This is a genomic window from Metabacillus litoralis (assembly GCF_003667825.1).
Classification (GTDB): domain Bacteria; phylum Bacillota; class Bacilli; order Bacillales; family Bacillaceae; genus Metabacillus; species Metabacillus litoralis_B.
In genome coordinates, this window is the sequence record NZ_CP033043.1 from 424676 (window position 1) to 451424 (window position 26749).

Here is a 26749-nt window from a genome sequence, read left to right on the forward strand (position 1 = left end):
ATACTTGTTATAAATGAGGAGTGGAAGGTTAGTATGAATCCTATTTATTCTATTGAAAGTCTTGATAATGGAGTTGTCTCACAAGTTTGTATTAATGAAAATGAGTATGTTTATGAATGGGAAACACTTTTTCAGATCAAAACAGATAAAGGAAATGTAGTCAATATAACGATTGGTGCAAGTGGGCTAGTAAAGGATATTTCTGTGAAGGCTGGAGATCCTGTATACAGGTGTTCATTATTAGCTAGATTGCATGATGATAATAAAATAACCGGGTCTGATTAATTGGAAAATTTTTAGACTCATAAAAAATCAAATAAAGAAGCCCCGTTCCAAGCTTGGAATAGGGCTTCTTTTCTTTAGTTAATCTGTCTTACCAAATATCAAGATTAAAATACGATGTGTGCGATAAGTACAATAATTGGTAGAGAAATAATAGTACGTTGAAGGAAAATAATCACTAAATCAAGGAAAGAAACCGGAAGTTTAGATCCTAATAGCAATCCGCCGACCTCTGACATATATATTAATTGTGTGATCGATAAGCAACCAATGACAAAACGTGTCATTTCGCTTTCAATTCCACTTCCAATGATAGCAGGCAAAAACATATCTGCAAATCCAATTACCATCGTTTGTGATGCTTCTGCAGCCTCAGGAATTTGCATAATCTCCAATAATGGAATAAATGGAGTACCAAGAATACTGAATAGTGGTGTGTATTCAGCAATGATTAGTGCAAGTGTACCGATTGCCATAACAATTGGTAAAACACCTAACCACATATCAACAACATTCTCAATTCCACCTTTTATGACATTTGAATACTTAACTTTTTTTGCTTCTTGGACAGCACGGTTGACCCCCCATTTGAAGCTTGACACACCTGGAGGAATTAGCTCATCTTCTTTTTCAACTTCACCAATATAAGTATTAGATTTGCGTGATAAGGGAGGGATTCTTGGACTAATAAGTGCACATGCGATACCTGCAAGTACAATAGTTAGGTAAAAACTTCCAAAATATGCTTCTAATTCTAAATACGACATAATAACGATTGTAAAGGTAATGGATACAACGGAAAAGGTTGTACCGATGACCGCTGCTTCGCGCTTTGTATAATAGCCATCTTCATATTGTTTATTAGTTAAAAGTACTCCTATTGTACCATCACCGAGCCAGGATGCTAAGCAATCAATAGATGATCGTCCAGGAAGTGTGAAAAGTGGCCTCATTACTTTAGTGAAAAGTGCTCCACATAACTCTAATAAGCCAAAATCGAGAAGCAACGGTAGAAGTATACCTGCAAAAAGAAAGACTGAAAACAAGACAGGAATTAAATCGTATAAAAGCAACCCACCTGTATTTTCACTCCACACAGCAGAAGGACCTACACGAAATAATGCAGAAACTGAGAAAATCATCCCTAACGCTCTTGTTATTTGCCAAATCCAGGAAACGTTGAAGAGTTTATTTAAAAATGGTTGGTTGATTATTTTTTTTGGTTGAAAAACCTTCGTATACAGAGAGACCACAGCAGTTAAAAATATAATAAAAGTTGCAATATAGGGTAATGTTTCTCCAAAAAGAGTTTGAATAAAATTTGCTAGTAAAGCAACTGTAACTGATATTTCTCCGTTAATTGATATAGGAATAACAAAGAGTAAAATTCCTAGTAATGATGGAATAATGAACTGTAAATAATCGATTGTCTTATATGTATTTCTTTGCTCAACTTCTTTTTTTAACATTTTTTCCACAAAAACACCTCTCCTTTTATACGTGTTTCTCCGACGTATTAACCAATCTTAAATGTGGGGTTGATTAATGTCTTTATCGTATATTTGATAAAAACCATTCTTAATCTCTAGGTAAACCTACTATCTTATTTCTACTAAATATTATGCAATTTTTATGCCAAGAAAAGAACCAGTCTATTTTCTCACTTATTTTATTTGAAAGAAAGATAAAATGCCAAATAAGATGGCATTTATGTGCAAAAAAATTTTGCTGATGAGATGTTTTCATTTAAAATAAGATGAATATATATAACAGTTTGCTATAATAATTAACGTTTTATTAATAGTCCTTAGTAGTATATAATAATGAAAGCAGTTGTACGAATAAGTTATACGGTAACATACAAGCTGAAAGTGGTGACATAATGGCGCAACAAACGAAAGTCGGGATGGTAAAACAGAAAATTAAAGAATGGATTAATGAGGGAAAGGTTTTACCAGGAGAAAAGATTTATTCAGAAAACGAACTTGTCAAGATGTTTGAGGTTAGTAGACATACAGTTAGACAAGCTGTAGGAGATTTGGTACATGAGGGGTATTTATATCGAGAACAGGGTGCGGGAACGTTTGTCGCAAATCGCAGGACAGAAGCTAAACGCATGCCTCCAACTGGTAAAAATATTGGTGTAATAACAACATATATTACTGATTACATATTTCCATCCATTATTAAAGGTATTGAATCACATCTCTCACAACAAGGTTATTCGTTAACCTTTGCTTGTACTGATAACAATCCTGAAAAAGAAAGACAATGCCTTGAAACAATGATAAATAGAAATGTAGATGGCCTGATTGTAGAACCAACTAGAAGTAGTAGTTATAATCCAAATCTACATTATTATTTGCAAATGGAGCAAAATAATACACCTTTTTTAATGATCAATCAGTACTACCCACAATTAAATCCTCCGCATATCATTTTAGACGATGAAAAAGGTGGATTTATTGCAACAGATCATCTTATTGGTCTAGGCCATCGAAAGGTAATCGGCTTATTCAAAAGCGATGATATTCAGGGGTTAAATCGTATGCAAGGGTTCATTAGAGCATTTAGAGAAAAGAATATCGCATTTTTTCCTGAAATGATTATTACGTATACAACAGAGCAAGAAGAAGAGGATTTTCTAAATAAACTTAAAGGTGTTCTATTATCTGGAGAAAGACCAACTGGAATAGTATGTTATAACGATGAGATAGCTATCAGTGTTCTTAATTTATTGCGTGAACTAGGATTAAAGGTTCCTGATGATATTTCTATTGTAGGCTATGATGATTCTTATTTAGCTGAAGCTTCTGAGACCAAGATTACGTCTGTAACTCATCCGAAAATGGAAATGGGAGTTGAGGCGGCAAAATGGGTTGTTTCTGCAGTAGAAAATAGAGATAAAGCTGGTACTTATCAAAAAGTTTATCAGCCTGAATTAGTTATACGAAGTTCAACCAAAGCTATTTCAAAGTAAAGCCTATTCTTTTTTATTAAATAAAAAGGGATATAGAAATACGGGAGTGCGGGATATGAATAGTATTAAAAATGCTGAAGCAATTTTTTTCGATTTGGACGATACCTTATATGATTCATTATTACCTTTCCAAAACGCCCTTGAATATTATCAAGTTGGTTTACCTCGTTCAAATGCAGAGGAATTCTATAAAAAAGTCAGACATTATAGTGACCTGCTTTGGAAGGAACATGTAAAAGGTGAATTAAGTCTAGAAGAGTTAAGAATACAACGACTAACACGTTCATTTTTAGATTATCAACTATCTATTACAGACGATCAAGCATTAGCTATACAAGAGCGTTATGAACAAGAGCAACAACAAATAAAACCATTTGAAACTGTCCACTTATTGTTAAAGCAATTAGTAGAAACTAAACCGCTCGTTGGAATTATTACAAACGGACCTGTGAATCATCAAATGAACAAGTTAAAGGCACTAAAAATTGATCAGTTCATTCCAATTGAGCACATTTTTATCTCGGATGGAATTGGGATGGCTAAGCCTGATAACCGTGTGTTTGAACATGTTCATACGAAAATGAATATTGACCCAGGTAAATGCCTATATATCGGAGATACTTGGGAAAATGACATTGTTCCGCCAATTGAAGTAGGGTGGAAGTGTATTTGGTTTAACCATCGAAATCGACAACCACAAACAAAGCATGTACCAAACGAGATCATTATGAATGAAAAAGAGTTTTTACTCTTTGATGAAAAACAAGGGCGTAATTAAACCCTTGTTTTTTTGTGTTTATAAGGAAACAATGATTCAATGTCCTTCTTTCTTCAACTGTTGCTCAGCTAGCTTAATCATTTCTCTGACCATATCGCCACCAAGCTTGCCACCAACTTTTCCGGCTTGTTTGGATAATAAATTTCCATTGTCTCCCTCATGCAAAGGAATACCTAATTCTTTTGCTGCTTCATATTTAGCCTGCTCAGGTTTAGTTGTATTTGCAACTCTTGCTTTTAATTGGTTTACTTGTTCTCTTGCCTCAGGGACAAGTATCTTATTTTTATTTGCCATCATATAACCCCCTTGATATCAGTTTCCCTATCGTAAGTTTTTTCTATTAGAAAATATTTTATTACTATTTTTCTGTCATAAATGAATGTTTTTTATTTCTTAAAAAGCCAACAATAAAAAATATAAATAAGAAAAAGGAGGATTTCCATTGGAACATTGTCATGATTTCTTAAAAAGTAAAAGGTGGCTTGATCAAGACCTTGATTCAAGATATATAAATGTTGAGCATCCTTATGCGATATTGCTTTCAGAAGATGAGGGTCAAATCACATTAAGAGGAAATGCAGGGGACGATAACGGTCAAAACGGAGAAGAAATATTCACGTTTACAACTTTAGAACAATTACAGGAGTGGTTTGAGAATAATATAGGTGAGTAGTCCCGAAGATTTCTTGTTCTTATGCTATAGTAAAAATAAAGAAAACTTGTCGATTGATAGACATGTGTTGGTTGCTGCCAATACAATTTATTCTTAAAATTGTAGATCACGTGTTTTATGATTTTTCTGACAAAGTTTTTTTAAAATAAGATCTGTAGAAGAGAGAGGGCTATATGACTAAAAAGCTATACTACGATGATGTTTATCAAACTAAATTTTCATCGAAAGTGATTAAGCGCAACAATGATGAATCTGGCTATTTTGTTGTATTACAAGAAACTGCCTTTTATCCAACAGGTGGTGGACAACCATTTGATAAAGGAACATTAAATGAGATAAACGTGCTAAAGGTGGAAGAGGTTGATGGTGAGATACGTCACTATATGGAAACTAGTATAGATATGGAAGAAGTTAACGGTGTGATTGATTGGGAACGAAGGTTTGATCATATGCAACAACATGCCGGTCAACATATTCTAACTGCTGCATTTGAGGACAACCTAGGCTATAAAACATTAAGCTTTCACCTGGGTGAAGAAACATGTACGATTGATCTCGATACGTCATCCCTTACAGATGAAGAAATACATAAAGCAGAAAAATTGGCAAATAAAATCATCCTAGAGAATAGACCGATTTTGACAAAATGGGTGGATAAAAAAGAGGAATTATCAGGTTTACCCCTTCGGAAAGAGTTAGCCGTTAGTGAACACATTCGACTTGTGATTATTCCAGAATATGATTACAACGGCTGTGGTGGAACTCACCCAAGGTCAACAGGAGAGGTTAGCTTATTAAAAATACTAACATGTGAAAAACAGAAAAAACATACACGTGTGCATTTTGTTTGTGGTGGTAGGCTTTTAAAGCAGCTTCAAGAAAAACAAGAGGTGTTAAAAAAATTAACAACACAACTAAGTTCTCCCCAGCAAGAAATTGATAAAGCAGTAAATCGTCTTTTGCAACATACAAAAAGTCTTGAAGAAAGAATTGTAAATATGCAAGATCAGCTTCTACAATTTGAGGGAAAAGAACTATTAGAAAAAGTGGAAAAGATCAATGGATATAATATGATTCATTCAGTGTTTCATAACCGCACAATAAATGAATTACAACTTCTAGCAAAAGAGATTGTTGAAGGAAATAAAAATACTATTGTTCTTTTTGTTAACGATGATCAAAATAAGCTGCAGGTTGTTTGCGCGAGAAGTGAGGATATTGAGTTCAATTTAAATCAATTATTAAAAGGAGTATTACCTTCTATAAATGGCAAAGGAGGAGGTAAGCCCTCATTTGTTCAAGGCGGAGGAGAACGCAATATACTACCAGAAGTACTGCTAGATCAGCTAATAAAAGGTTTATCTTAAATACTGTGAGAGATCTGACATCAATTGTCAGGTCTTTTTTATTATTTATTGATTGAGGAAAATGTAAAACCCTTAAAAATAAGATAAAGGAAATTTATGAAGGATTCTATAAATGATGACAAAAAAAATGGCTATTTTATCTTTTTATAATAAAATATTTTTGCATGACTTTAGTGTTTTTGTTGTGATGAATATTTTAAATTTATTTATAGTGTTGTTAAAGACTAACTTAACCTTACCCCTACATTTATTAGTAGGGTGAAAGGAAAAATATAATTTTATTACAACAATATAATTTGAGTAATTGTTAAAAAATTCAGAAAATTATATTGACTTTATTTCTAAGAGATTGTAAGGTTTTAAGTGTAAGGGGAACGGTTTCCAAAAACGATTTCCAAAATCGGTCTCCTACCTTTATTCCTAGCAATTATCCCAGTTAATCACCCACTATATAATACACCTTTATTCTTCTACTTTTTTTAATTCGTCTTTTGACTACACAACATTATTCACATCATGAATTTCCTACAAGTATCAACTATCTTTTATTTTAATTATTTTTAAAGCGTTTACATTTAAAGGAGGTGAACTCACTTTATTATCGGACTTATATAGATTACTAGTTTAATTCATTTAAGCGCTGCAAAGTTAGGATGGGAAACTTAAACAAAAGGGAGAGGTTTACATGTCAGTAAATGAAACAGTTGAAAATAAAAATCAATTAGACGATCGTGCTGAAATACTAGAATTATATAAAGATTTACGTGTAACAGATGTTCGCGATGGAATGGACTGGGTTGGTATGCATGGATATGGAACAGTTAGTCATGAAATCAAACCGTTGTTCCGTACAAAAGTAGTTGGAATTGCACGAACTGCTCGTTATTTACCTTTCGAAGGCCCAGCACCAAAAGTAACTGGTGACGAATATACGGCATGGGTGAAATGGTATTACAGTGAGGTTTGTAATGATCCTTGGGGTCATGATATTGAAGAGGGAGATTTTGTTTGCCTTGATGTAGCTGGAATTGATGTTGGCCTTCTAGGTTCTAACAATACGTTAGATTTTAAAGGAAAAGGTGCTAGAGGTTATTTAACAAATGGCGGTGGAGTAAGAGATACAGATGAAGTAATTATGCAGAAAATTCCGGTATGGTCAAAATTTGTTTCTCAAGGAATGGATCAAGCACGAATTCGGTACCACGAAAAAGATATTCCAATTTCAATCGGAGGAGTAGCAATTTATCCAGGAGATGTAGTTGTTGCTGATGGTGACGGTGTTGTTGTAGTACCTCGTAAACTAGCAAGAGAGGTAGCGAGATATGCACATCAAGAGTTACAAGGTGATAAAGAAGGAAGAAGAAGACATTATGAAAAGTTAGGTATTGAGTTAGACGAAACAGTGTTATAACCTTCTGTTTACTTCATATCATATTGAAAAAATATACTTACTAATTTAGAGGACTGAATCCTATCTTGGATCAGTCCTTCACATGAAGGGAGTATTAAATGAGTATAAAACGAATTGGTTTTATTGGTTTAGGAGCAATGGGATTACCAATGGCAAAAAATTTATTAAGTAAAGAGTTTGAATTACATGTCATTGCACATCGTAATCGACAACCTGTTGAAGAATTAAGAGCATTAGGTGCCACTGAGCATTCTTCATTGTCTGATATATTTGCGTTATGTGATTGTATTATTAGCATTCTACCAACTGATAAGGAAATGGAAAGTGTTCTACTAAATGAACAAGCACTTGAAGTGATAAACCCTGGTAGTGTTCTTATTGAAATGACATCTGGGTCACCAGAAATGATGAAGAAGGTTCATGCGACTTTTCGGAAAAAGGGCATTCCTGTTTTAGATGGTCCAGTTAGTGGTGGAACAGTTGGAGCTGAAAACGGAACGTTAACAGTGATGGCTGGTGGGGATAAAGAAGTCCTTGAGAAAACAAGACCAGTACTGGATGCAATAGCAAAAAATATTTATCTGGTAGGTTCTGTTGGTGCTGGAAAAGCCATTAAAGCGATCAACCAAATGTTAGCAGCAGTTCATATGGTAGCTTCAGCTGAAGCAGTAGCACTAGCAGAAAAGCTTGAAATAAATATGGATAGCTTAAAAGAAGTAGTTGGAAACAGCTCAGGTGCTTCTTGGATGCTAGCAAATAAAATGGACAGTTTAGTGAATCGAGACTTTACTCCAGGCTTTAAGCTTAATTTAATGAAAAAAGATGTGAAAATTGCAGTGAAAGAAGGACAAGACAAACAATTACCACTTGCAAATTATGTACTAGAACTTTTTGAACAAGCATCAACAGAATTAGGAGAGAAAGATTTTTCAGCAGTTGGTAAATCATCACTATCTTCTTAATGAAGATAGTGATGAAAGGATCTCATTTTGATAGGAGATTAAAGATGAAGATAGCTCTTGGAAGTGACCATTGTGGTTTTGAAATGAAAAAAACATTGTTGCCATTTTTACAGACTCTTAAGTGTGAAATTGTAGATTATGGCTGTGATTCAACCGAACCGGTAGATTTTCCAGACATTTCACAAAAAGTTTGTGATGCTGTAAGAAATGGTCATTCTAAAAGAGGAATATTAATCTGTGGAACTGGTGTAGGAGCAGCCATTGCAGCAAATAAAATACCTGGTATTCGTGCTGCTGTTTGTCATGACTTTCATTCAGCACATCAAGCTGTAGAACATGATGATGTAAATATTATGTGTTTAGGAGCTCAAATTGTCGGACCTTGGCTAGCAGAAGATTTAATTAGAGCATTTCTTAACGCAAATTTTAAGACAGAAGATCATTTTGTGAGAAGAGTTAAAAAGCTACAGCAACTGGAGATTGCTGCAGCAAAGGAATATCTCACACAAGAACCTAGAAAATTCTTGTAAGTACATTATATCAAACTTTTAAAATTATATCTCTTAATCACTAAACATGAAAGAAACACTATACAAAAAAACTAAATGAGGTGAATGGTTTTGGAAAAAATGAAAGCGTTTTTAATAATGCTATTATCGGCTTTTTTAATCATAGGTATAGTTGGTTGTTCTAGTGGAGAGACAACATCAAATAATGAATCAAATGGAGAAGGTTCTAATGAAAAGCAAGTAGAAATCCGTTTTTCTTGGTGGGGTGACACTAAACGTAACGAAGTATACAACGCAATTGTAGACCGATTTGAAGAAGAGCATCCAAATATTAAAGTAAAACGTGAATTTGGAGGATGGACAGATTATTGGGATCGTCTTGCAACTCAAACAGCCGGTGGAAACGCACCTGACGTCGTAAGTATGCACCAATTTTATGTATCTGATTATGCACGACGGAATGCATTACTTAATTTAAATGAATATGTTGATGCAGGTAAGATTAACTTGGAAAATTTTCCTGAGTCTACTACAAATAGTGGTAAAGTTGGCGATGATCTTTTCATGGTAGCGAAAGGGGTAACAATGTCAGGATGGGTGTATAACACTGCCCTATTCGATAAGCTTGGTGTAGAATATCCCAACATGGACTGGACTTGGGAAGACTTCCAAGAAAAAGTGAAGGAAATTCACAAAGCATCTAATGGAGAAATATGGGGTTCAGCCGATATGAGTGGAGGTCAATTGCAGCCAAATCTACGTTACTTCTTAAGACAAAAAGGTAAGGATTTATTTGATGATGAAGGCAAAATAGCTTTCACAAAAGAGGATGTTATCGAATGGTGGACAATGTGGGATAACTTGAGAAAAGAAGGAGCAATTCCAGATGCAGCTACTTCAACAGAGTATGAAGGTGCTCCTTTAGAACAAAATTTATTTGTTACTGGTAAAACCGCAATACAACAATTACCGGCTAACCAAATTTATTTATACCAACAGCAGTTTAATGAAGGTGAGATCCAAATCGTAAGAATGCCACATATAGATGGTGGAGAAAATGGTGAGTACATTGAAGGAGCGTATTTAAGTATTACAGAAAAATCTGAACATCCTGAAGAAGCAGCCATGTTTATTGATTTTTTTGTAAATGCAGAAAAAGCCCTTGAATTATTCAAGGTTGAACAAGGTGCACCAGGATCAACAGAGATGCAAGAATTTGTTAAGCCACTATTAGATCCAGCGCAACAAAGAGCAGTAGAATTTATTCAAAAGACTGTAGAGTACGGTGAGCCTGCACCATATGCTCCACTAGGTGTTAATGAAGTAGAGCAAGCATTCAAAGATAATGCTAGTGCCATTTCATTTGGACAAAAAACTGTTGCAGAGGCAGCAGAAGATTTTATGAACACAGCAGAAGGAATTTTAAAATAAAAACTCTATAAAACTCATAATGCTTAAATGATGTTAAAGGAGGTTAATTTGAATGGCTGGGCATTTAAAAAAATACTTAAAAGGGTCCATTCAAGTTAACCTCATAAAATATGGAGGGTTACTATGAAAGCTCTTAAACGAAGTTGGGAGAAGAATTGGGTTGGTTATTTCTTTTTAACCCCTTGGTTAATAGGTTTACTTGGATTAAGTGTCATACCAATGGGGGCATCTCTTTATTTTTCTTTTACTAGTTATGATATGTTTACAGCTCCAGAGTGGATTGGGCTGGCAAACTACTTGGAAATGTTTCAAGATAGCAAATGGTTAAATAGCGTAAAGGTAACATTATCATATGTGTTCATAGGGGTACCTCTACAATTAGGTTTTGCCCTTGGAGTAGCTGTTCTATTAAACAAAGGGTTAAAGGGATTACAAGTATATCGTGCTATCTATTATGTACCTTCTTTATTTGGTGGTAGTGTTGCCATTGCGTTACTTTGGAGACAATTATTCGGTGGAGATGGATTAGTGAATAGTCTTTTAGCTATCATCGGTATCGAAGGTAAAAACTGGATATCATCACCAGATACAGCATTATATACGTTAATCATATTAACAATCTGGCAATTTGGTGCTCCGATGGTCATCTTCCTCGCTGGGCTAAAGCAAGTTCCGGTTGAATTATATGAATCTTCTAAGATAGATGGTGCGGGTCCAATTAAACAGTTTTTCAGTATTACACTTCCATTGATTACTCCTATCATTTTTTTCAATCTTGTTATGCAAATCATCAATGCTTTTCAAGCTTTTACTCCAGCTTATATTGTGAGTGGTGGAAGTGGTGGGCCGCTAGATTCCACTTTGTTTTATACGCTATATCTTTATCAAAAAGGATTTACACAGTTTCAGATGGGATATGCATCTGCAATGGCATGGTTTCTATTGATTTGTATATCAATTGTTACGGCACTCGTCTTTGTTTCTTCAAAAAAATGGGTGTACTACCAGGAATAGAGGTGATGAAATGGAAACAAATAAAGCATCAGATTCTCTTAATTCTATGACAACTTTTGAACGGGAAATCTACACTGAAAAGAAAAAGCTAAAGCTTAAGAATATTGGATTACATGCAGTCATTATTTTGATCGGTATGATCATGCTCTATCCACTTCTATGGATGGTAAGTAGTTCTTTTAAGGAAGCAACTGAAATTTTTAAAAACATCTCATTTTTGCCGACAAGTGTTACATTTGAAAACTATGTTGAGGGATGGTCAGGTCTTTCAGGAGTTTCATTTAGTAAATTTTTTCTGAACACATTTATTCTAGTTGTTTTTTGTATTATAGGAAATGTCATTTCTTGCTCTATGGCTGCGTATGCTTTTGCAAGATTAGAGTTCACATTAAAGAAAGTACTATTTGCAATCATGCTAGTAACAATGATGCTTCCCTTTCATGTTACAGTCATTCCGCAATACATTATGTTTAATAAGCTTGATTGGATTAATACCTATATACCACTAATTCTCCCAAAATTTTTAGCAGTTGACGGGTTCTTTATTTTCTTAATGGTTCAATTTATTCGGTCAATTCCAAGAGATTTAGATGAAGCAGCAAAAATAGATGGTTGTGGACCAATTAAAATGTTTTATAAATTAATTATGCCTTTAGCCTTACCAGCTGTTATTACAACGATAATCTTTACCTTTATCTGGACTTGGAATGATTTCTTTAGCCAACTTCTATATTTAAGTGATATTAAGTTATACACTGTTGCCCTTGGTTTAAGGATGTTCTTAGATGCAATGGGACAAAACTCTTGGGGAGCGTTGTTTGCGATGTCTACTCTCTCACTAGTTCCGTTGTTTGTCATCTTCATCTTCTTCCAAAAATATTTAATTGAAGGTATTACAACAGGAGGAGTAAAAGGCTAATTATATAATTTTAAAAGTTCAGCTAGTCAAAGTGACCTTTTACATTAAGAAAGCTAGACTTTTGGTTATCGTGTACTTGTAGTTGTATGGAAAAGAGGTTAATAAAATGAAGGTAACGATTTCTGATGTGGCCAAGAAGGCTGGAGTTTCTAAGTCAACAGTTTCTAGGATTATAAATGGGAATCATGAACAAAACACAGAAGAGACAATTCAACGAGTTTTAAAAGTGATAGAAGAATTAGATTATAAGCCGAATGCTTTAGCGAGGAGTTTAAAATCAACAAAAACAAATGTGATTGGAATTATTCTATCAAACTTGCAAAATCAGTTTTGGTCTAATGCTTTGGAGGGTGTTGAAGATACTTGTAGAAGTTTAGGCTATAACTTAATGATCTGTAACTCAAATGATGAAGGACAGCTAGAAGAAGATCATATCAGATCTTTTCAAATGAGACAGCTTGATGGATTAATTATAAACCCTACGTTAAAGAATAAACATTTATATCAGAAATTAATGGAAGATGGTTTTCCTTTTGTCTCTATTAATCGAAAAATCTACAACTTAGATGTACATGTGGTAACGGTAAATAACATAAATGGTGCAAATGTTGCTATTCAGCATTTGATAGATATAGGAAAAAAGAAGATTGCTATATTTTTATATCCACCAGCTGAAATTAGTCCTAGGTTAGAACGATTGGAAGGCTATAAAAGAACCCTCTTAAATAATGGAATTGAGATAAACCAATCCCTTATTCAAATTGTAGGAGAAGAAAAAGGGGAAGTGGAAGAAGCGGTGAAACAGGTAATTCATTCTAAACATATTCCCGATGCGATCTTTTCAACGAACAACATGATGACACTTGAAATATTAGAAGGTATAAAAAATCAAGGGCTGAAAGTGCCGGATGATATCGCTTTGGTAGGGTATGATGAAACAATTTGGGCTAAACATCTATATCCCCCACTTACTACAGTCAAACAACCTGCATATGAAATGGGAAGTTTTGCTGCGAAAAAGGTGATTCAATTAATTGAGGGCTCAAAGGATGAAGTACAACTTCCAAAGGTTGTATCACTAGAGCCAAGCTTGATTATACGTGAATCTTGTGGTGGAAAACGTTCTTAATTTTGAATTTTTTCTAATGAGCTATTCGGAATGAGGATGGATGGATTAAGAAATTATGGGGTTCATTCTTTAAAATAATAGGGAGGGGTATATGTGAGTAATATTGGATTTCGAATTTTACCGGTCAAACGAAAAGTTGAGAAAAGATTAATTGATGAATTCCGAAATGTGGTAACACCACATATCAGTGATAATTTAAATCGAATGCATGCAGTTGGTTCTAAATTACGTCCATATCATAAAGAAGGAAAATTAGTTGGTACAGCGATTACAGTTAAAACTAGACCAGGTGACAATTTGTTAGTGCATAAAGCGATTGATATTGCAGAGCCTGGTGATGTGATAGTAGTTGATGCCGGAGGAGACACAACAAATGCGATCGTTGGTGAGATTATGCTCCGTATTGCAAGAAGAAATGGAATTGCTGGTTTTATTATTGATGGAGCAATACGCGACACGAAAGCCTTTATGGAGGGGAATTTCCCAATTTATGCGGCAGGAGTCACACACAGAGGACCATATAAGGACGGCCCAGGAGAAATAAATGTTCCAATATCGGTAGATGGTATGTGTGTTAACCCTGGAGATTTACTTATTGGTGATGAGGATGGTATTGCTGTAATACCAGTGGAGTCTGCTGAGGAGTTGTTAATAAGAGTCAGACAACAAGAACAGAAAGAGTTAGAGATTTTTAACTCAATAGATAATAACACCATTGATAGAAGTTGGATAGATAAAACTCTAAAGCAGAGAGGTTGTGAATTTAATGACAATACCCACAAGGTATGATTGGGAAAAATTACAGAACTTTTGCTCAGAGGTATTTATCCAAGCTGGTGTAGATAAGGAAAGTGCCAAGGTAGTAGCTGAATCTTTGATTCAAGCAGATCTAAGAGGTGTAGATTCTCATGGGGTGGTTAGAACTGCCATTTATTTAAAAAGAATAGAAAAAAACATGATTAATCCAGCCGCAGAAATTTCAATTGAATCAGAGGATGAGGCAGTCGTATTGATAAATGGAAACAATCATTTAGGAGCTGTTGTTGGCACAAAGGCTCTGGAGATTGCTTTACATAAGGCACAAAAAAAGGGTGCTGCTATTGTAGGTGTGAAAGGATCCAATCATTTTGGGACAGGTGCCTTTTACTTACAAAAAGCTATAGAGAAGAATATGATCTTAATGGTCTTGTCAAATGCATCACAAACAATGCCACCGACAGGAGGAATAAGACCATTTATTGGAACAAATCCTTTAGCAATTGGGATACCAGCTGGAGAAGAGGATCCCTTTCTTTTAGATATGGCAACAAGTGTTGTTGCCCGTGGGAAAATTATTGTGGCAGCTCAGAAAGGAGAAGACATTCCTTTAGGATGGGCAATTGATAAAGATGGAAATCCAACAACGAATGCAAACGATGCACTAGAAGGATCAGTTTTACCTGTTGGTGGTCCTAAAGGATATGGAATCTCCATGTTTATTGATATCTTAGCAGGTGTCCTAACAGGAGCAGGATTTGGTAAGTATGTGAATAACATGTATGAAAATTGGGAAGAACCACAAAATGTAGGACATTTCTTTTTAGCTATTGATATAGATCGATTTATGCCGATTGAAACATTTAAAAAACGAATGGATCTTTATATTAGAGAAATAAAAAAAGAACCAAAAGCTGAGGGTGTCGAAGAAATTTTCATTCCAGGAGAAATTGAGAAGAATATAGTAATAGAACGAATGAAATATGGAATTGAATTACCGAGTAAGGTTGTTGAGGAGTTAATAGAGATAGGTAATCGCTATAAAGTAGATTTATATAAAGCTGTAAAAACTGATTCTTTTCAACAAAAGGAGGCACTTAACGAATGTTAACATTATCATCGTTTCGCTATGAAGTTCCAACAATAATTGAATTTGGTAGAGGAGCTGTTCATGAATTACCGAAGCATGTGGAAGCGTTAGGAGGTAATAAGGCTCTAATTGTAGGTGATCCCGGTGTTTTACAAGCAGGTATTGTAAATCGAGTTGAAGAGCCTCTTGAAAAAGCTGGAATTCCATACATGACTTTTACTAATGTAGGTATAGAAGCTTCAATTGAATCGGTAGATTATGGAGTAGAGATGGCAAAACGTTCTGGCTGTGACATCGTCGTGGGTGTAGGGGGAGGAAGTGCTTTAGATACAGCAAAATCAATTGGAATCATGTTAAAACATGAAGGTAATATTAGAGATTACATTGGCCTAGATAAAGTACCGAGCCCCGGAGCATCTGTTATTGCCATTCCAACCACTGCAGGAACAGGAAGTGAGATGACAAGGTTTGCGGTTTTATCAGACAAAAAGGCAAAGGCAAAATTAAGTGTTGGTAGTATGTTTGCTTGTCCAACTTTAGCATTATGTGATCCAGAACTTACTACTTCATTACCACCACATATAACAGCAGCCACAGGAATGGATGCGCTTACTCATGCTCTAGAATCTTTCGTGAATAAAGCAACTCAACCAATATCTGAAGGTTTATCTATTCAATCTATGAAACTAATTTCGAAAAGTATTAGATTAGCAGTTTCTCAGGGAGAAAATATGGATGCGCGTCAAGATATGCTAATGGCAAGTACAATTGCTGCAATGGCCTTTAATACAACTCGTCTTGGTTTAGCCCACGCATTGGCCATACCTTTAGGGGCCCATTTCAAAATTCCACATGGTGTTGTTAATGCCATTTTATTACCAGAGGTTATGAAATTTAATATTATTGGAAATACAGAAAAGTTTGCTGAAATAGCAAGAATTTTTGGCGAAAAAACAGATCATCTTTCAACAAGAGAGGCAGCTGAGCGAGCAGTTGTAGCAATCAAACTCTTAAATAAAGATATTGGTATAACACAAACTTTATCAGACTACGGAGTCGAAGAACAGCATCTTGATCTGATCGTAGATGAAGCGATTCTCTCAGGAAATGTACCTGTGAACCCTGTTAAACCAACAAAAGAGGATTTAAAAAATATTTGTCGTGGCGTTATGAGTAAACATAATAAAAAAGAAGTGATAATTGGTTAATGATGAAAGAAGGGATGATTTCATGATTTCAACATCAAAAACAACCATGCTTAGTTGGTTAGAGCAAAATGTAGGTAAAACATATGGTAATTTTATTAATGGAAAATGGATTAATAGTAACAGTGGTAAAATATATCCTATTTATCATGCTGCCAACAAGAGTCAAATTCTTAGTTTTTTTCAAAATTCGACTAAAGAGGATGTTGACAATGCCGTAGAGGCTGCAAATACATCATTTAAAAGTTGGTCAAAAGTACCTGGGCCAGATCGTGGAGCCATCCTGTATCGGTTTGCCGATTTACTAGAACAACAAGCGGAAGAATTAAGTTATATGCTTTCCGCTGAACAAGGAAAATCGTTGGGGGAATCAAGAGGTGAAGTTCTTAGAGCCGCAAAAGAGGCTCGGTTCTGTGCAGGAGAAGCTTTTCGAATTGAAGGTGAAACGTTACCAGGTGAAAGGTCTGGTGTTAATGGTTCAACGATTAGGCAACCAATTGGTGTTATCGCAGCCATTGCACCTTGGAATTTCCCGGTTGTTACACCTGTTCGGAAAATTGCACCAGCTCTTGCATATGGATGTACAGTTGTCTATAAACCAGCTTCTGCAACACCATGGACATCAGTACGGATAATGGAGCTACTAAATGAAGCTGGTGTACCGAAAGGAGTAGTAAACCTGGTTGTTGGTAATGGTTCATCAGTAGGAACTCCATTAGTTGAACATCCATTGGTGAAAGGAATTAGTTTCACAGGTTCTACTAAATTAGGAGTGCAAATAAATGAGCTTGCAGCTAGAAAATTAGCGAAAACTCAACTTGAACTAGGTGGGAAAAATCCTGCTGTAGTTCTAGATTATGAGAATCCTAATGATGTAGCTAAACAAATCGTTGCCGCAGCTTTTGCTTGTAGTGGCCAAAGATGTACCTCAATTAGTCGAGTTATTGTCGTAAAAGAAAAAAAGGAAGAGCTCACTGAAGCTTTAATAAAAGAGATGATGCAAATAAAAGTAGGTCCAGCTTGGGAGAAGGATATAACGATGGGTCCTTTAGTCAATCAACAACAACTAGATTCTGTACAGGACTATTTAAAAATTGGCTTAAAAGAAGGAGCGAGATTACGTTTTGGCGGTAAGGTGTTAACTGAAGATATCTATGGAGAAGGTGCCTATATGCAGCCAACTTTATTAGATCAAGTTACCCCACAAATGAGAGTGGCACAAGAAGAAATATTTGGCCCGATATTATGTGTCATTGAAGCGGATACACAAGAAGAAGCATTTGATATAGCAAACTCGATCAACTATGGTTTGGCCGCATCCGTCTTTACAACTAAATTCTCAGCTGCACACACCTTTGCAGAAGAAGCAGAGGTTGGAATGGTTCACGTTAACCACGGAACCGCCAGTGCTGCACATATGCCATTTGGGGGTTGGAAACAATCAGGATTTGGGGCTTATTCAATTGGAAAATCTAATAGCGAATTTTATACAAATGTAAAAGCTATTTATTATCAATATTGATGATTATTGATGAAACACCCTGAAAAGTAATTGGTCTAAAAACCGATTGCTTTTCATTTTTATTCATTAACGTATTTTTATTAAAGGAGGACGCTTGTGAAGATTGTTATTGCACCAGATTCATTTAAAGGTTCTATTTCGGCACGTAATATTTGCTATGCAATTGAAAAAGGTATCCGAAGAGTTCTATCAAATGTAGAGATAACTCATGTCCCCTTGGCAGATGGTGGTGAAGGGACCGCTGAGAATATAGTGGCCGCTTCAAATGGTCATTTCATTTTTACGGAAGTAAATGGACCTTTAAATGAACCAGTTCAAGCAGCTTATGGAGTATTAGGAAATCAATCAACAGTTGTGATTGAAATGGCACAGGCCTCTGGGTTACCACTGTTAAATGAGGATCAAAGAAACCCATTAATTACTACAAGCTACGGAACTGGTGAGCTTATGAAACATGCATTAGATGCGGGGTATAGAAAATTTATAATTGGTTTAGGTGGAAGTGCAACAAATGATGGTGGAACAGGGATGCTTAAAGCACTTGGTGTAGATTTTTTTACGAGCGATGGTCATATTCTTGAGGATGGAGGAGCTTCTTTAAGTGAATTATCATACTTTGATGATACAAATCTAGATCCGCGCATAAAGGAGTCTACTATATTAGTTGCAAGTGATGTGACAAACCCTTTATGTGGACCAACTGGGGCGACAGCGGTTTTTGGCCCACAAAAAGGCGCAACTTCTGAAATGGTAGAGCAGCTTGATCGAGCTTTATATCATTTTAGTGAAATCGTGTTGAAGCAAAAAGGAATTAATATGAGAGAGCTTATTGGTGGAGGTGCAGCTGGGGGGATGGGAGCAGCACTAATTGCCTTCTGTCATGCGCAATTAAAATCAGGAATTGATGTAGTCTTAGAAGAGATTGGGTTTACTCAAATTTTAGAAAATGCAGATCTTCTTATTACTGGTGAGGGAAAACTTGATTCTCAAACACTTTCTGGAAAAGTGATAAAAGGTGTTTCTGAACAGGCTAGAAGTAAGCAGATTCCAACTATCGCGCTTTGTGGAGCAGTACACTTAAGTCAGGAAGAGTTAAAAGAGCTAGGAATATTAGCTGCTTTTTCAATTGTGCCTGGTCCATGTTCTTTAGAAGAAGCTTTTAAAAATTCTGAGAGGTGGATCGTAGACAGGGCTGAATCGATAGTTAAAATACTTAACCTTAATATATAAAAAAGGAGATAAAAAGGTGAAGCCAAAGGTATATATCACGCGTAAGGTTCCTATTGATCTATTGAAAGAATTAAAGGCTGTTTGTGAAGTGGATGTATGGGAACACGATGATATTCCTGTTCCACGTCATGTATTGGAAGAAAAAATTGTAGATATTGATGGTCTTTTTTGTTTATTAACGGAAACAATTGATCAGTCTTTACTAGATAAAGCAAATTCTTTGAAAATTATCAGCAATATGGCTGTAGGGTATAATAATATTGATATTGAAGCTGCTCATAAAAGAGGGATAACCGTTACGAACACCCCAGGAATTCTTACAGAAACAACTGCTGATCTTACTTTTGCTCTCTTAATGGCTACTTCTAGAAGGTTAGTGGAGTCCGCAGAATATCTAAGAAAAGGTGAATGGAAAACATGGTCACCTATGCAATTAACAGGACAGGATGTGTATGGAGCAACACTTGGTATTGTAGGAATGGGGAGGATTGGAGAAGCGCTGGTTAGAAGAGCAAAAGGATTTGATATGACTTGCATCTACTACAATAGAAGTAGAAAGCCTCAAACTGAAAAAGAATTAGGTGTGGCATATGCTGAGTTAGACGATATCTTAAAAGGTGCTGATTTCATATGTATACTTACTCCATATACTAATGAAACTAAAAATCTAATAGGGGAAAGAGAGCTTTCATTGATGAAAAGCACGTCAATATTAATTAACACAGCTAGAGGAGGAATTGTTGACGAAATAGCATTATATGAAGCGTTATCTACAAATAAGATTTGGGCTGCTGGTCTAGATGTATTTGAAGAGGAGCCAGTGGATCCTACTCATCCACTTCTATCATTACCAAATGTTGTTGCTATTCCTCATATCGGAAGTGCAACTATTAACACAAGACGAAAAATGGCTGAACTAGCAATAGAAAATTTACTATTAGGAGTTACTAATCAAACACCAAAAAGTGTAGTAATTTAATCTGCACATAGTATGGAAAAATCTCCTATTGCATTCGCCTACAATTTCTAGTATTATAACAATACAAGCTGCGCTGTACGCATTTTTTATAAAGTTTTAACCTTTAAGCTGAAATAGGGAGTTTTACATTGAAGACGGACTATCAAGCCTCCATTATGTAGAGGACGATATGAAACCTTCTGCGAACACCCACTTGTAGGAGTGGTGGTTTAAAACTCTATAACTTACGATGCGGCAATCGCGGCACCTTACTTTAACATTTAATCCGGTTCCCAATGGGAGCCGGATTTTTAATTTTGTCTGCAACCATACACCTAATGATGTTTTATTGAACATACTTGTCATTTAAAGACTTAATGAATTAGTCTGTTTTATATTAAGTTTTATTTCTGCTGTACATAAATTTTATAAACTCTGTTGGTTGTAGTGGAAGGCACGCAGACTCCTGCGGGAGCAGCTGGACAGGTGAGACCCCGCAGGAGCTTAGCGACAAGGAGGCTCACCGCCAGCCCCGCGGAAAGCGAAGTGCCTGGAACGGAAATCAACAGCCTCTTTTCACATCACGACAAAATAAGACTGTAGACAAGATCGATTACTACCCGAGTTTGTCTACAGTCTGAACCGATTCTATGAATTAGTTTTTTAAACGTCTAACATATCTATCCAGGGAAAATGAAAAAAATTAATAATCCTGTAACTCCCGCTGAATAAAGCTTTCAGTTGTAATGGCTGCTACACCTAAAGCTGCTGAATGGGTGGAATGCTTAGAAAAACTAATTTGTAGATCTTGCTGTTGAAAAGAAAGAGAATGGGAATAAATAATATCCAGCATGGATTGCTTTATCCATGTTTGAGCCATTGCTAAACGATTCCCTATAATAATTTGTTCAGGGTTAAATGTGTTTATAATGTTATTTATTCCGTATCCTATATATTGGCCTGTTTCTTTAAAAAGAGCAATTGCTTTTTCATCTTGGTTTTGTGCTTTGTCTATTAATGATTCAAGGGTTGAATCAGAGCCTGCACTTTTTAAAAGAGCGTGTTCAGATGCATATGCTTCCCAACATCCTTTACTTCCACAGCTACAAGGGATTCCATTCATACTAATGACCATATGTCCCATTTCACCAGAGAAACCATGGAGACCTTGATAGAGCTCATTATTTAATATAAGTCCAACACCTATTCCAATTCCTGCGCTTACATAAACAATATTCTTATAATCTTGACCAACTCCAAATTGCTTTTCTCCATACGCTCCAGCATTTGCTTCGTTCTCGACAATAACAGGAATTTGAAATTCTTCTTCTAAGAGGGTTTTTATATCGCTGTTTTTCCAACCAAGATTTGGAGCAACTCGTATTTCACCTTGTTTATCAACAATTCCAGGTATACCTAAGCCAATTCCAATAATTCCGTAAGGTGTTTTAGGGAGATCTTTTATTAAAGAATGGATAACCTCTTTAATTTGTTCTGTGACTTTTATGAAAGTGTGTTCATTTACTTTTACTGTTTTTTCTAATAGTATCTTTCCTTTTAGATCTGTTACAACCCCCAAGATATAATTAACACCCAAATCTATGCCAATAGAATATCCAGCATTCACATTGTAATGAAGAAGAACAGGTCTTCTTCCGCCACTAGATTCTCCTGGTCCTGATTCATAGATTAAATTCTTAGTTAATAGCTCATTAACAAGAGAAGAAACAGTGGCTTTATTTAAACCTGTTTGTTGAGCGATATCAGCCCTAGAAATGGGCTCTTCATTTGTTATAGTTTGAAAAACAAGCAAGGTGTTATTTTTCTTCACAATTTGTTGATTCCATGTAAGTTGACTCAATTTTTTCACCTATTTCCAAAGTTTTCGGATGAATATAATTATAATATAAACTTAGTTTAATGGGCAGACAAACTTTCTCTTGCTTTCATATCATTAACTAGTTTCTTAATCTATAGGTTCTTGTGAATTATAAGTTAAAGGTTTTTTAATACTACCAAGGAAATAATGCAGCAAGTATTTTTTCATTACATATCTTTGCAAACACATATGTAATAGAATAAGAGGTTTGTAAGGGTCACTTACACAGGATTATAACATGAACAAAGAGCTTTTATTCACTTTTATGTTATTTAGTTGAACTGATCATATTAATATAGATATATTCCATAGTCATTATAAGTATAGTTAAAGTGCTAATTGAGATATTTAGTAGCAAACGTATGTTCAAAATTGAGCAAAAGAAATAAAGAAGATCAGATTCATACTAGTAACTGATCTTTATTCCTTTTTTGAGAGGTGCTCCGATTTCGCTATTTATAAGCTTTCCTCTTCTGGTAATTGATACGGAGCGCTTTGAATATTTTGTTGCTTAATTTCTAATGTTTCTGAAGAATAAATTTTAATTATTAGTTGTCCCCCGTACACTTTAGATTGAATAAGCAACGGCTGATTATGTTCGTTCTCAAATGTAAAATCAGGTCCATACCAACTGACAGTAGCATCGCGTTTTGAAGGGACATAAGGGACTCTTCGACTATGGGAGTATCGCTCAATAATTTTTACTCCGGCTTGATCAACTGCATTAAATAATGTAGAGGAAACTTGACAAATGCCTCCACCAATCCCTTCTGAGAGTTCTCCTCTTACAATTACCGGAGCAGGTAAATAGCCTTTTTCAATGGTTCGTTTACCAACAACAGCATTAAACGAAAAAGTCTCTCCGGGGAAAACGACATGGTTATTAATTGCTTCAGATGCTAACTTAATATTATGTGACCGTTCCATGTTTCTACTATTAAAATAAGTTACGTAATGGCTAATTAATTTTGCTCTAATAGATGTTAGCAGTTCACTGTCAACCTTTGGGTAGATCGTTTTGACAGGCACTTCAATAGATGTTGAGCTTTTTTGCAAATATGTAGCATAAACAATTGATTTCCACTTTTCTTGATCGAGTTTATGCCCCATTTTTTCACTCTTTATTTGGCCATGATCATCTAAGTATGCATTAGATGGAGGTTCATAAACAACTGATTCTAAAGAAGCTGTAAATTCATCTAATTTCCCTTGGTCAATAAATTCTCCTTCTAAGGATGGTAGGGCAAGGTCTGAACGGTGAAGAGATGTTATTTCCTTCCCTTCAAAAGTTACAGATAAGTTTTCAGATTGTACAGAAGGCTGGATCATAATCATAAAAATCGCTAAAAGATATTTCATGGAAAAACTCACCTCCCAGTTTCGTTTAACTCAGTTACGAATGGATCTCTTATTACTTTCCATGGAGAAAAGAGTGAAGTTCTTATTAAGGTAAAGGTTTGTGTTATTTTAACAGGACCAACTTCATCTAGGTATATTTTCGTTTCAACTGGAAAGGTCGATACTAAAGGGAAGTCATGGTCTTCTTTACTCTTTTTAATTGTCCATTTCATTCCTTCTATATTGTCGAGGACTTCATTAGAGTTATCGTTTTTATTTATATTTGAAATGCTTATTCTTTCCATTAATTGCTTGTCATTATTTTTTGTTGTAATAAGAAAGATATTTAGTATTTCTTTAGCTGAGAGTGTTGCTATATAATCATCGAATTTACCACCTGCTTTTAAAATCATCACATGATGGGAGAGGTCGAATTTTCGGGTGCGATGAGTTGTACTGCCAGAGAAATGAATGCAAAAATGTCCGGGAAATCCATTTTGAATTGCCCCCGCTCCGTGTGGCATCCCATGCATTGATGCGGGAATTAACCGATCGTCTACGAGAATAAAAACGGCTCGTCTTCGCCAACTCCATTTTCCGTTATAAATGTTCTTCATCATTTTCGTATCATTTTTTGTTAGGGGTTGCACATCTGCATGACCACTTCCGGCTCTTCTTTGAACTTTAAAGCTTTGTCCACTATCAATATCAATAACAGTAAAAGTTGATTTTCTTGGAATCATTTCATTTACTTCATCCCAACTTAGCAAATCTGGTTGAAAACTAATGTAGGGACGTGGTTGATCATTTACAGCTAATGCTTGTTTTTGGGAAAGGAATATAAAAAGAAAAATAAGCAACAATGTTTTTTTCATAAAAAGTCACTCCAAATTAATCTTGTTACATATATTTTGTGTAAAAAACTTTATATCATAGCTATATATAAATGGGAATATAAGGTATCGATTGTGCCGAAATGAACAGAATAATTGAAACGGAGAGTTATAGGTAAAAAAAGAAAATACTGGAGAAATATAATGAATTTTGTTTATGGGTTTCTGTATTTATTTGCTGCATGGAAGTGGGGAGATTGGAAAAATTGGAGAGAATATTATCCAACTATCTTATTTTTTATCATTGGTGACTTGTTATATCATTTTTTATTTTATGATTATTTTCCATTATGGAAGTTTAATCCCATTCCTTTTGATGAAAAATTAGGAATTACAGGTACCCATATTTCTTTATTTATCATGTTTATCAAATATCCATGTACAATTCTTTGGTATTTAAGAAATTTTCCAATTGAGTGCTTAAAACAGTTTACCTATATTGGGGTTTGGATTTTAATTTATACAGCAAATGAGCTTTTAACACATTCCTTTGGAGGAATATATCATTATAATGGATGGAATGAATGGTGGTCAGTATTGTTCAATTGTGCTATGTTTTCTCTATTGGCATTGCATCGTTATCGTCCATTTATAACTTGGATCCTTTCATTTGTTTTTCTTTTGTTTTTATGGACGTTTTTTGGTGTACCGTCATCTGTTTTTCGTTAAAACATGAAAAGGAGATTTTATCATGACAACAGAAATGTTAGCCTATTTTGATGAATTTGGACATAGGCGGGGAATTGAAACACGACAGAGAGTTCATGTGCAAGGATTATGGCATGAAACATTTCATTGCTGGTTTGTACGTGAGGAAAAGGGAGTACAGTATCTTTATTTTCAAAAACGATCAGATGATAAAGCGGATTACCCATCCCTATATGATATAACAGCTGCGGGTCACATTTTGGCTAATGAAACGGTACAAGATGGAGTAAGAGAGGTTAGAGAAGAACTTGGGATACAGCTAATGTTTGAAGATCTTCTTTCTCTTGGTATCGTTAAGGATTGTCTGGAGGCAAATCAATTTACAGATCGTGAGTTCTGTCATGTGTTTTTATATAATACTGGTTATCGTGATGACCAGTTCAATCTCCAACAAGATGAGGTTTCAGGTGTTGTAAGAGCTGAATTACTTGAATTTGAAAAACTGTGGTTTGGAGAAATCGAAAAAATTAGGGTAGAGGGCTTTCTGGAAAATGAACATAAAGTACAAAGGAAGCTAGAGACATTTTTAACGAAACAAGACTTTGTTCCTCATCAGGATTCTTATATAAAAGAGGTAGTAGAAAAAATAAAGAGCAAATAGTTTACTTAATTAAGTACTTTTCTGATACTCATTCTTCTTAATTCTGTTACAATGTCATATACATAGTTTTTATCCAAATAGATTAGGAGAATGATTCATGCTTCAAACAGTTAATCGGCAGCTGGAAAAATGGATGCCAATCATCACGCCAATAAGCGTGATGATAGGGGTGATGCTTGCTGAAAATCTTTTACCTCTTACATTTTTAATACCGTGGCTATTTGCGTTTATGACTTTTTCAGGCAGCCTGAGCTCCACTTTTACTTCTTTAACAGGAGCATTAAAAAAGCCACTGCCATTATTCATTATCTTAATGCTGTTGCATATTATTATGCCGCTTCTTGCATGGACAATAGGACACGCATTTTTTGTAAATGATCATTTAACAATGACAGGATTAGTGTTAGCTAGCGTTATTCCCACAGGAATTACCAGTTTTATATGGGTAACAATCTATAAGGGAAATATAGGCTTAGCATTATCCATTATTTTGTTTGACACATTGTTGTCACCGTTCCTTGTTCCGTTTACTTTATCTTTTCTAGTTGGTCAAAAAATTCAAATAAATACAATGGATATAATGTATGGGTTGTTATTTATGGTTGTTATTCCTTCTATTTTAGGGATATTTACAAATTTTATGACAAAGGGGAAAAGTGTTAAAGCAGGGAAAACTCTTGCCCCGTTTTCAAAAATTGCACTTGCTTGCGTTGTGATGATGAATGGAGCTGTTATTTCTCCCTATCTTAAACAGTTTAGTTTAAAATTGGTTATTATTGCTATTACAGTTTTGATTCTTGCTTCTTTTGGATATTTCTTAGCATGGATGCTGTCAATTCTGTTTAAAAGAGACCGCGAAACAAAAGTAGTCATGATGTTTACAGGTGGAATGAGGAATATTAGTGCAGGGGCAGTAATCGCTGTTCAATATTTTCCTGCAGCTGTAGCTGTGCCTGTTGTTCTGGGAATGTTGTTTCAACAAGTGCTTGCATCAATTTTTGGTCTTTTATTTCATCTTTTTGATCAAAAACAAAAGCAACAAATTGAGGGGACAATTTCCGTTTCACAATAATTGAACTTGTGTATTTTGATAAGAAGATGTTGCCAAATATAT

At 35.2% G+C, this 26749-nt stretch carries 26 protein-coding genes; 21 read left to right on the forward strand and 5 right to left on the reverse strand.

Features of this window, described 5'->3' with window-relative positions:
* Nucleotides 1–33 precede the first annotated feature (33 nt).
* Nucleotides 34–285 (forward strand): biotin/lipoyl-containing protein, encoded by a 252-nt coding sequence (locus tag D9842_RS01905; RefSeq protein WP_121661021.1) that lies wholly within the window; start codon nucleotides 34–36, stop codon nucleotides 283–285.
* A 104-nt stretch (nucleotides 286–389) separates the two neighbouring features.
* On the opposite strand, the gene D9842_RS01910 is transcribed toward D9842_RS01905, so the two are convergent.
* Entirely contained in the window at nucleotides 390–1751 is a 1362-nt protein-coding gene (locus tag D9842_RS01910; RefSeq protein ID WP_121664911.1) for a YjiH family protein, read from the reverse strand.
* Nucleotides 1752–2164: 413 nt separating this feature from the next.
* On the opposite strand from D9842_RS01910, the gene D9842_RS01915 reads away from it, so the two are divergent.
* Both D9842_RS01915 and D9842_RS01920 read left to right on the forward strand, forming a co-directional pair.
* Nucleotides 2165–3262, forward strand: a complete 1098-nt coding sequence (locus D9842_RS01915) for a GntR family transcriptional regulator (protein WP_121661022.1) — start codon at nucleotides 2165–2167, stop codon at nucleotides 3260–3262.
* A 55-nt stretch (nucleotides 3263–3317) separates the two neighbouring features.
* Nucleotides 3318–4040: an HAD family hydrolase gene (locus tag D9842_RS01920; RefSeq protein WP_121661023.1), complete on the forward strand. Its 723-nt coding sequence runs from the start codon at nucleotides 3318–3320 to the stop codon at nucleotides 4038–4040.
* A gap of 36 nt (nucleotides 4041–4076) precedes the next feature.
* Here the strand turns inward: D9842_RS01920 and D9842_RS01925 are convergent, their stop codons facing one another.
* Entirely contained in the window at nucleotides 4077–4334 is a 258-nt protein-coding gene (locus D9842_RS01925; RefSeq protein ID WP_121661024.1) for an alpha/beta-type small acid-soluble spore protein, read from the reverse strand.
* Between the two features lie 148 nt (nucleotides 4335–4482).
* Between D9842_RS01925 and D9842_RS01930 the strand changes: the two genes are divergently transcribed.
* From D9842_RS01930 to D9842_RS02000, 15 genes are all read left to right on the forward strand, one after another.
* Complete coding sequence (locus D9842_RS01930; RefSeq protein ID WP_121661025.1) at nucleotides 4483–4713, forward strand: hypothetical protein; 231 nt, start codon at nucleotides 4483–4485, stop codon at nucleotides 4711–4713.
* A gap of 173 nt (nucleotides 4714–4886) precedes the next feature.
* On the forward strand, nucleotides 4887–6080 hold the full coding sequence (locus tag D9842_RS01935) for an alanyl-tRNA editing protein (RefSeq protein ID WP_121661026.1): 1194 nt from the start codon (nucleotides 4887–4889) through the stop codon (nucleotides 6078–6080).
* Between the two features lie 685 nt (nucleotides 6081–6765).
* Entirely contained in the window at nucleotides 6766–7491 is a 726-nt protein-coding gene (locus D9842_RS01940) for an RraA family protein (RefSeq protein ID WP_121661027.1), read from the forward strand.
* A gap of 98 nt (nucleotides 7492–7589) precedes the next feature.
* Nucleotides 7590–8453: an NAD(P)-dependent oxidoreductase gene (locus tag D9842_RS01945; protein ID WP_121661028.1), complete on the forward strand. Its 864-nt coding sequence runs from the start codon at nucleotides 7590–7592 to the stop codon at nucleotides 8451–8453.
* Between the two features lie 44 nt (nucleotides 8454–8497).
* The gene (gene rpiB, locus D9842_RS01950; protein ID WP_121661029.1) at nucleotides 8498–8983 is read left to right on the forward strand and encodes a ribose 5-phosphate isomerase B; all 486 of its coding nucleotides are present in this window, start codon (nucleotides 8498–8500) and stop codon (nucleotides 8981–8983) included.
* An 84-nt stretch (nucleotides 8984–9067) separates the two neighbouring features.
* Nucleotides 9068–10393 carry an ABC transporter substrate-binding protein gene (locus tag D9842_RS01955; protein WP_121661030.1) on the forward strand — a complete coding sequence of 442 codons (1326 nt, stop codon included), beginning with the start codon at nucleotides 9068–9070 and terminating at the stop codon, nucleotides 10391–10393.
* A 123-nt stretch (nucleotides 10394–10516) separates the two neighbouring features.
* A complete protein-coding gene (locus D9842_RS01960; RefSeq protein ID WP_121661031.1) occupies nucleotides 10517–11407 on the forward strand; it encodes a carbohydrate ABC transporter permease in 891 nt (296 codons plus the stop codon).
* 46 nt (nucleotides 11408–11453) lie between these two features.
* A complete protein-coding gene (locus D9842_RS01965; RefSeq protein ID WP_373995110.1) occupies nucleotides 11454–12326 on the forward strand; it encodes a carbohydrate ABC transporter permease in 873 nt (290 codons plus the stop codon).
* A 106-nt stretch (nucleotides 12327–12432) separates the two neighbouring features.
* Nucleotides 12433–13455, forward strand: a complete 1023-nt coding sequence (locus D9842_RS01970; RefSeq protein ID WP_121661033.1) for a LacI family DNA-binding transcriptional regulator — start codon at nucleotides 12433–12435, stop codon at nucleotides 13453–13455.
* 93 nt (nucleotides 13456–13548) lie between these two features.
* Nucleotides 13549–14244, forward strand: a complete 696-nt coding sequence (locus D9842_RS01975; RefSeq protein WP_121661034.1) for an RraA family protein — start codon at nucleotides 13549–13551, stop codon at nucleotides 14242–14244.
* Complete coding sequence (locus D9842_RS01980; protein WP_121661035.1) at nucleotides 14222–15322, forward strand: Ldh family oxidoreductase; 1101 nt, start codon at nucleotides 14222–14224, stop codon at nucleotides 15320–15322. The genes D9842_RS01975 and D9842_RS01980 overlap by 23 nt, the downstream gene beginning before the upstream one ends.
* A complete protein-coding gene (locus tag D9842_RS01985; RefSeq protein WP_121661036.1) occupies nucleotides 15316–16509 on the forward strand; it encodes an iron-containing alcohol dehydrogenase in 1194 nt (397 codons plus the stop codon). Before D9842_RS01980 ends, D9842_RS01985 begins: the two co-directional genes overlap by 7 nt.
* Nucleotides 16510–16531: 22 nt before the next feature.
* Nucleotides 16532–18028: an aldehyde dehydrogenase family protein gene (locus tag D9842_RS01990; protein ID WP_121664912.1), complete on the forward strand. Its 1497-nt coding sequence runs from the start codon at nucleotides 16532–16534 to the stop codon at nucleotides 18026–18028.
* Between the two features lie 96 nt (nucleotides 18029–18124).
* Nucleotides 18125–19258 (forward strand): glycerate kinase, encoded by a 1134-nt coding sequence (locus D9842_RS01995; protein ID WP_121661037.1) that lies wholly within the window; start codon nucleotides 18125–18127, stop codon nucleotides 19256–19258.
* Nucleotides 19259–19274: 16 nt separating this feature from the next.
* Nucleotides 19275–20237 carry a 2-hydroxyacid dehydrogenase gene (locus D9842_RS02000; protein ID WP_121661038.1) on the forward strand — a complete coding sequence of 321 codons (963 nt, stop codon included), beginning with the start codon at nucleotides 19275–19277 and terminating at the stop codon, nucleotides 20235–20237.
* A 682-nt stretch (nucleotides 20238–20919) separates the two neighbouring features.
* Here D9842_RS02000 and D9842_RS02010 read toward each other — a convergent pair.
* From D9842_RS02010 to D9842_RS02020, 3 genes are all read right to left on the reverse strand, one after another.
* Complete coding sequence (locus D9842_RS02010; RefSeq protein WP_121661039.1) at nucleotides 20920–22077, reverse strand: ROK family transcriptional regulator; 1158 nt, start codon at nucleotides 22075–22077, stop codon at nucleotides 20920–20922.
* A 474-nt stretch (nucleotides 22078–22551) separates the two neighbouring features.
* Complete coding sequence (locus D9842_RS02015; RefSeq protein WP_121661040.1) at nucleotides 22552–23454, reverse strand: VanW family protein; 903 nt, start codon at nucleotides 23452–23454, stop codon at nucleotides 22552–22554.
* Between the two features lie 8 nt (nucleotides 23455–23462).
* Nucleotides 23463–24308, reverse strand: coding sequence for a hypothetical protein (locus tag D9842_RS02020; RefSeq protein WP_121661041.1), 846 nt, complete (start codon nucleotides 24306–24308; stop codon nucleotides 23463–23465).
* Nucleotides 24309–24470: 162 nt separating this feature from the next.
* Between D9842_RS02020 and D9842_RS02025 the strand changes: the two genes are divergently transcribed.
* The 3 genes from D9842_RS02025 (at nucleotide 24471) to D9842_RS02035 (ending at nucleotide 26707) form a co-directional block, all read left to right on the forward strand.
* Nucleotides 24471–24995, forward strand: a complete 525-nt coding sequence (locus tag D9842_RS02025; RefSeq protein ID WP_121661042.1) for a CBO0543 family protein — start codon at nucleotides 24471–24473, stop codon at nucleotides 24993–24995.
* A 22-nt stretch (nucleotides 24996–25017) separates the two neighbouring features.
* On the forward strand, nucleotides 25018–25635 hold the full coding sequence (locus D9842_RS02030) for an NUDIX hydrolase (RefSeq protein ID WP_121661043.1): 618 nt from the start codon (nucleotides 25018–25020) through the stop codon (nucleotides 25633–25635).
* A 97-nt stretch (nucleotides 25636–25732) separates the two neighbouring features.
* On the forward strand, nucleotides 25733–26707 hold the full coding sequence (locus D9842_RS02035; RefSeq protein WP_121661044.1) for a bile acid:sodium symporter family protein: 975 nt from the start codon (nucleotides 25733–25735) through the stop codon (nucleotides 26705–26707).
* Nucleotides 26708–26749: the final 42 nt, after the last annotated feature.

Coding starts and splice junctions, on each gene's coding strand:
- D9842_RS01905 (WP_121661021.1), top strand. CDS start 34: ATGAATCCTATTTATTCTATTGAAAGTCTTGATAATGGAGTTGTCTCA.
- D9842_RS02020 (WP_121661041.1), bottom strand. CDS start 24,308: ATGAAAAAAACATTGTTGCTTATTTTTCTTTTTATATTCCTTTCCCAA.
- D9842_RS01915 (WP_121661022.1), top strand. CDS start 2,165: ATGGCGCAACAAACGAAAGTCGGGATGGTAAAACAGAAAATTAAAGAA.
- D9842_RS02030 (WP_121661043.1), top strand. CDS start 25,018: ATGACAACAGAAATGTTAGCCTATTTTGATGAATTTGGACATAGGCGG.
- D9842_RS01920 (WP_121661023.1), top strand. CDS start 3,318: ATGAATAGTATTAAAAATGCTGAAGCAATTTTTTTCGATTTGGACGAT.
- D9842_RS01960 (WP_121661031.1), top strand. CDS start 10,517: ATGAAAGCTCTTAAACGAAGTTGGGAGAAGAATTGGGTTGGTTATTTC.
- D9842_RS01945 (WP_121661028.1), top strand. CDS start 7,590: ATGAGTATAAAACGAATTGGTTTTATTGGTTTAGGAGCAATGGGATTA.
- D9842_RS02035 (WP_121661044.1), top strand. CDS start 25,733: ATGCTTCAAACAGTTAATCGGCAGCTGGAAAAATGGATGCCAATCATC.
- D9842_RS01910 (WP_121664911.1), bottom strand. CDS start 1,751: ATGTTAAAAAAAGAAGTTGAGCAAAGAAATACATATAAGACAATCGAT.
- D9842_RS02025 (WP_121661042.1), top strand. CDS start 24,471: ATGAATTTTGTTTATGGGTTTCTGTATTTATTTGCTGCATGGAAGTGG.
- D9842_RS01925 (WP_121661024.1), bottom strand. CDS start 4,334: ATGGCAAATAAAAATAAGATACTTGTCCCTGAGGCAAGAGAACAAGTA.
- D9842_RS01980 (WP_121661035.1), top strand. CDS start 14,222: ATGACAATACCCACAAGGTATGATTGGGAAAAATTACAGAACTTTTGC.
- rpiB (WP_121661029.1), top strand. CDS start 8,498: ATGAAGATAGCTCTTGGAAGTGACCATTGTGGTTTTGAAATGAAAAAA.
- D9842_RS01935 (WP_121661026.1), top strand. CDS start 4,887: ATGACTAAAAAGCTATACTACGATGATGTTTATCAAACTAAATTTTCA.
- D9842_RS01955 (WP_121661030.1), top strand. CDS start 9,068: ATGGTTTTGGAAAAAATGAAAGCGTTTTTAATAATGCTATTATCGGCT.
- D9842_RS01990 (WP_121664912.1), top strand. CDS start 16,532: ATGATTTCAACATCAAAAACAACCATGCTTAGTTGGTTAGAGCAAAAT.
- D9842_RS01965 (WP_373995110.1), top strand. CDS start 11,454: ATGACAACTTTTGAACGGGAAATCTACACTGAAAAGAAAAAGCTAAAG.
- D9842_RS01940 (WP_121661027.1), top strand. CDS start 6,766: ATGTCAGTAAATGAAACAGTTGAAAATAAAAATCAATTAGACGATCGT.
- D9842_RS02015 (WP_121661040.1), bottom strand. CDS start 23,454: ATGAAATATCTTTTAGCGATTTTTATGATTATGATCCAGCCTTCTGTA.
- D9842_RS01970 (WP_121661033.1), top strand. CDS start 12,433: ATGAAGGTAACGATTTCTGATGTGGCCAAGAAGGCTGGAGTTTCTAAG.
- D9842_RS01985 (WP_121661036.1), top strand. CDS start 15,316: ATGTTAACATTATCATCGTTTCGCTATGAAGTTCCAACAATAATTGAA.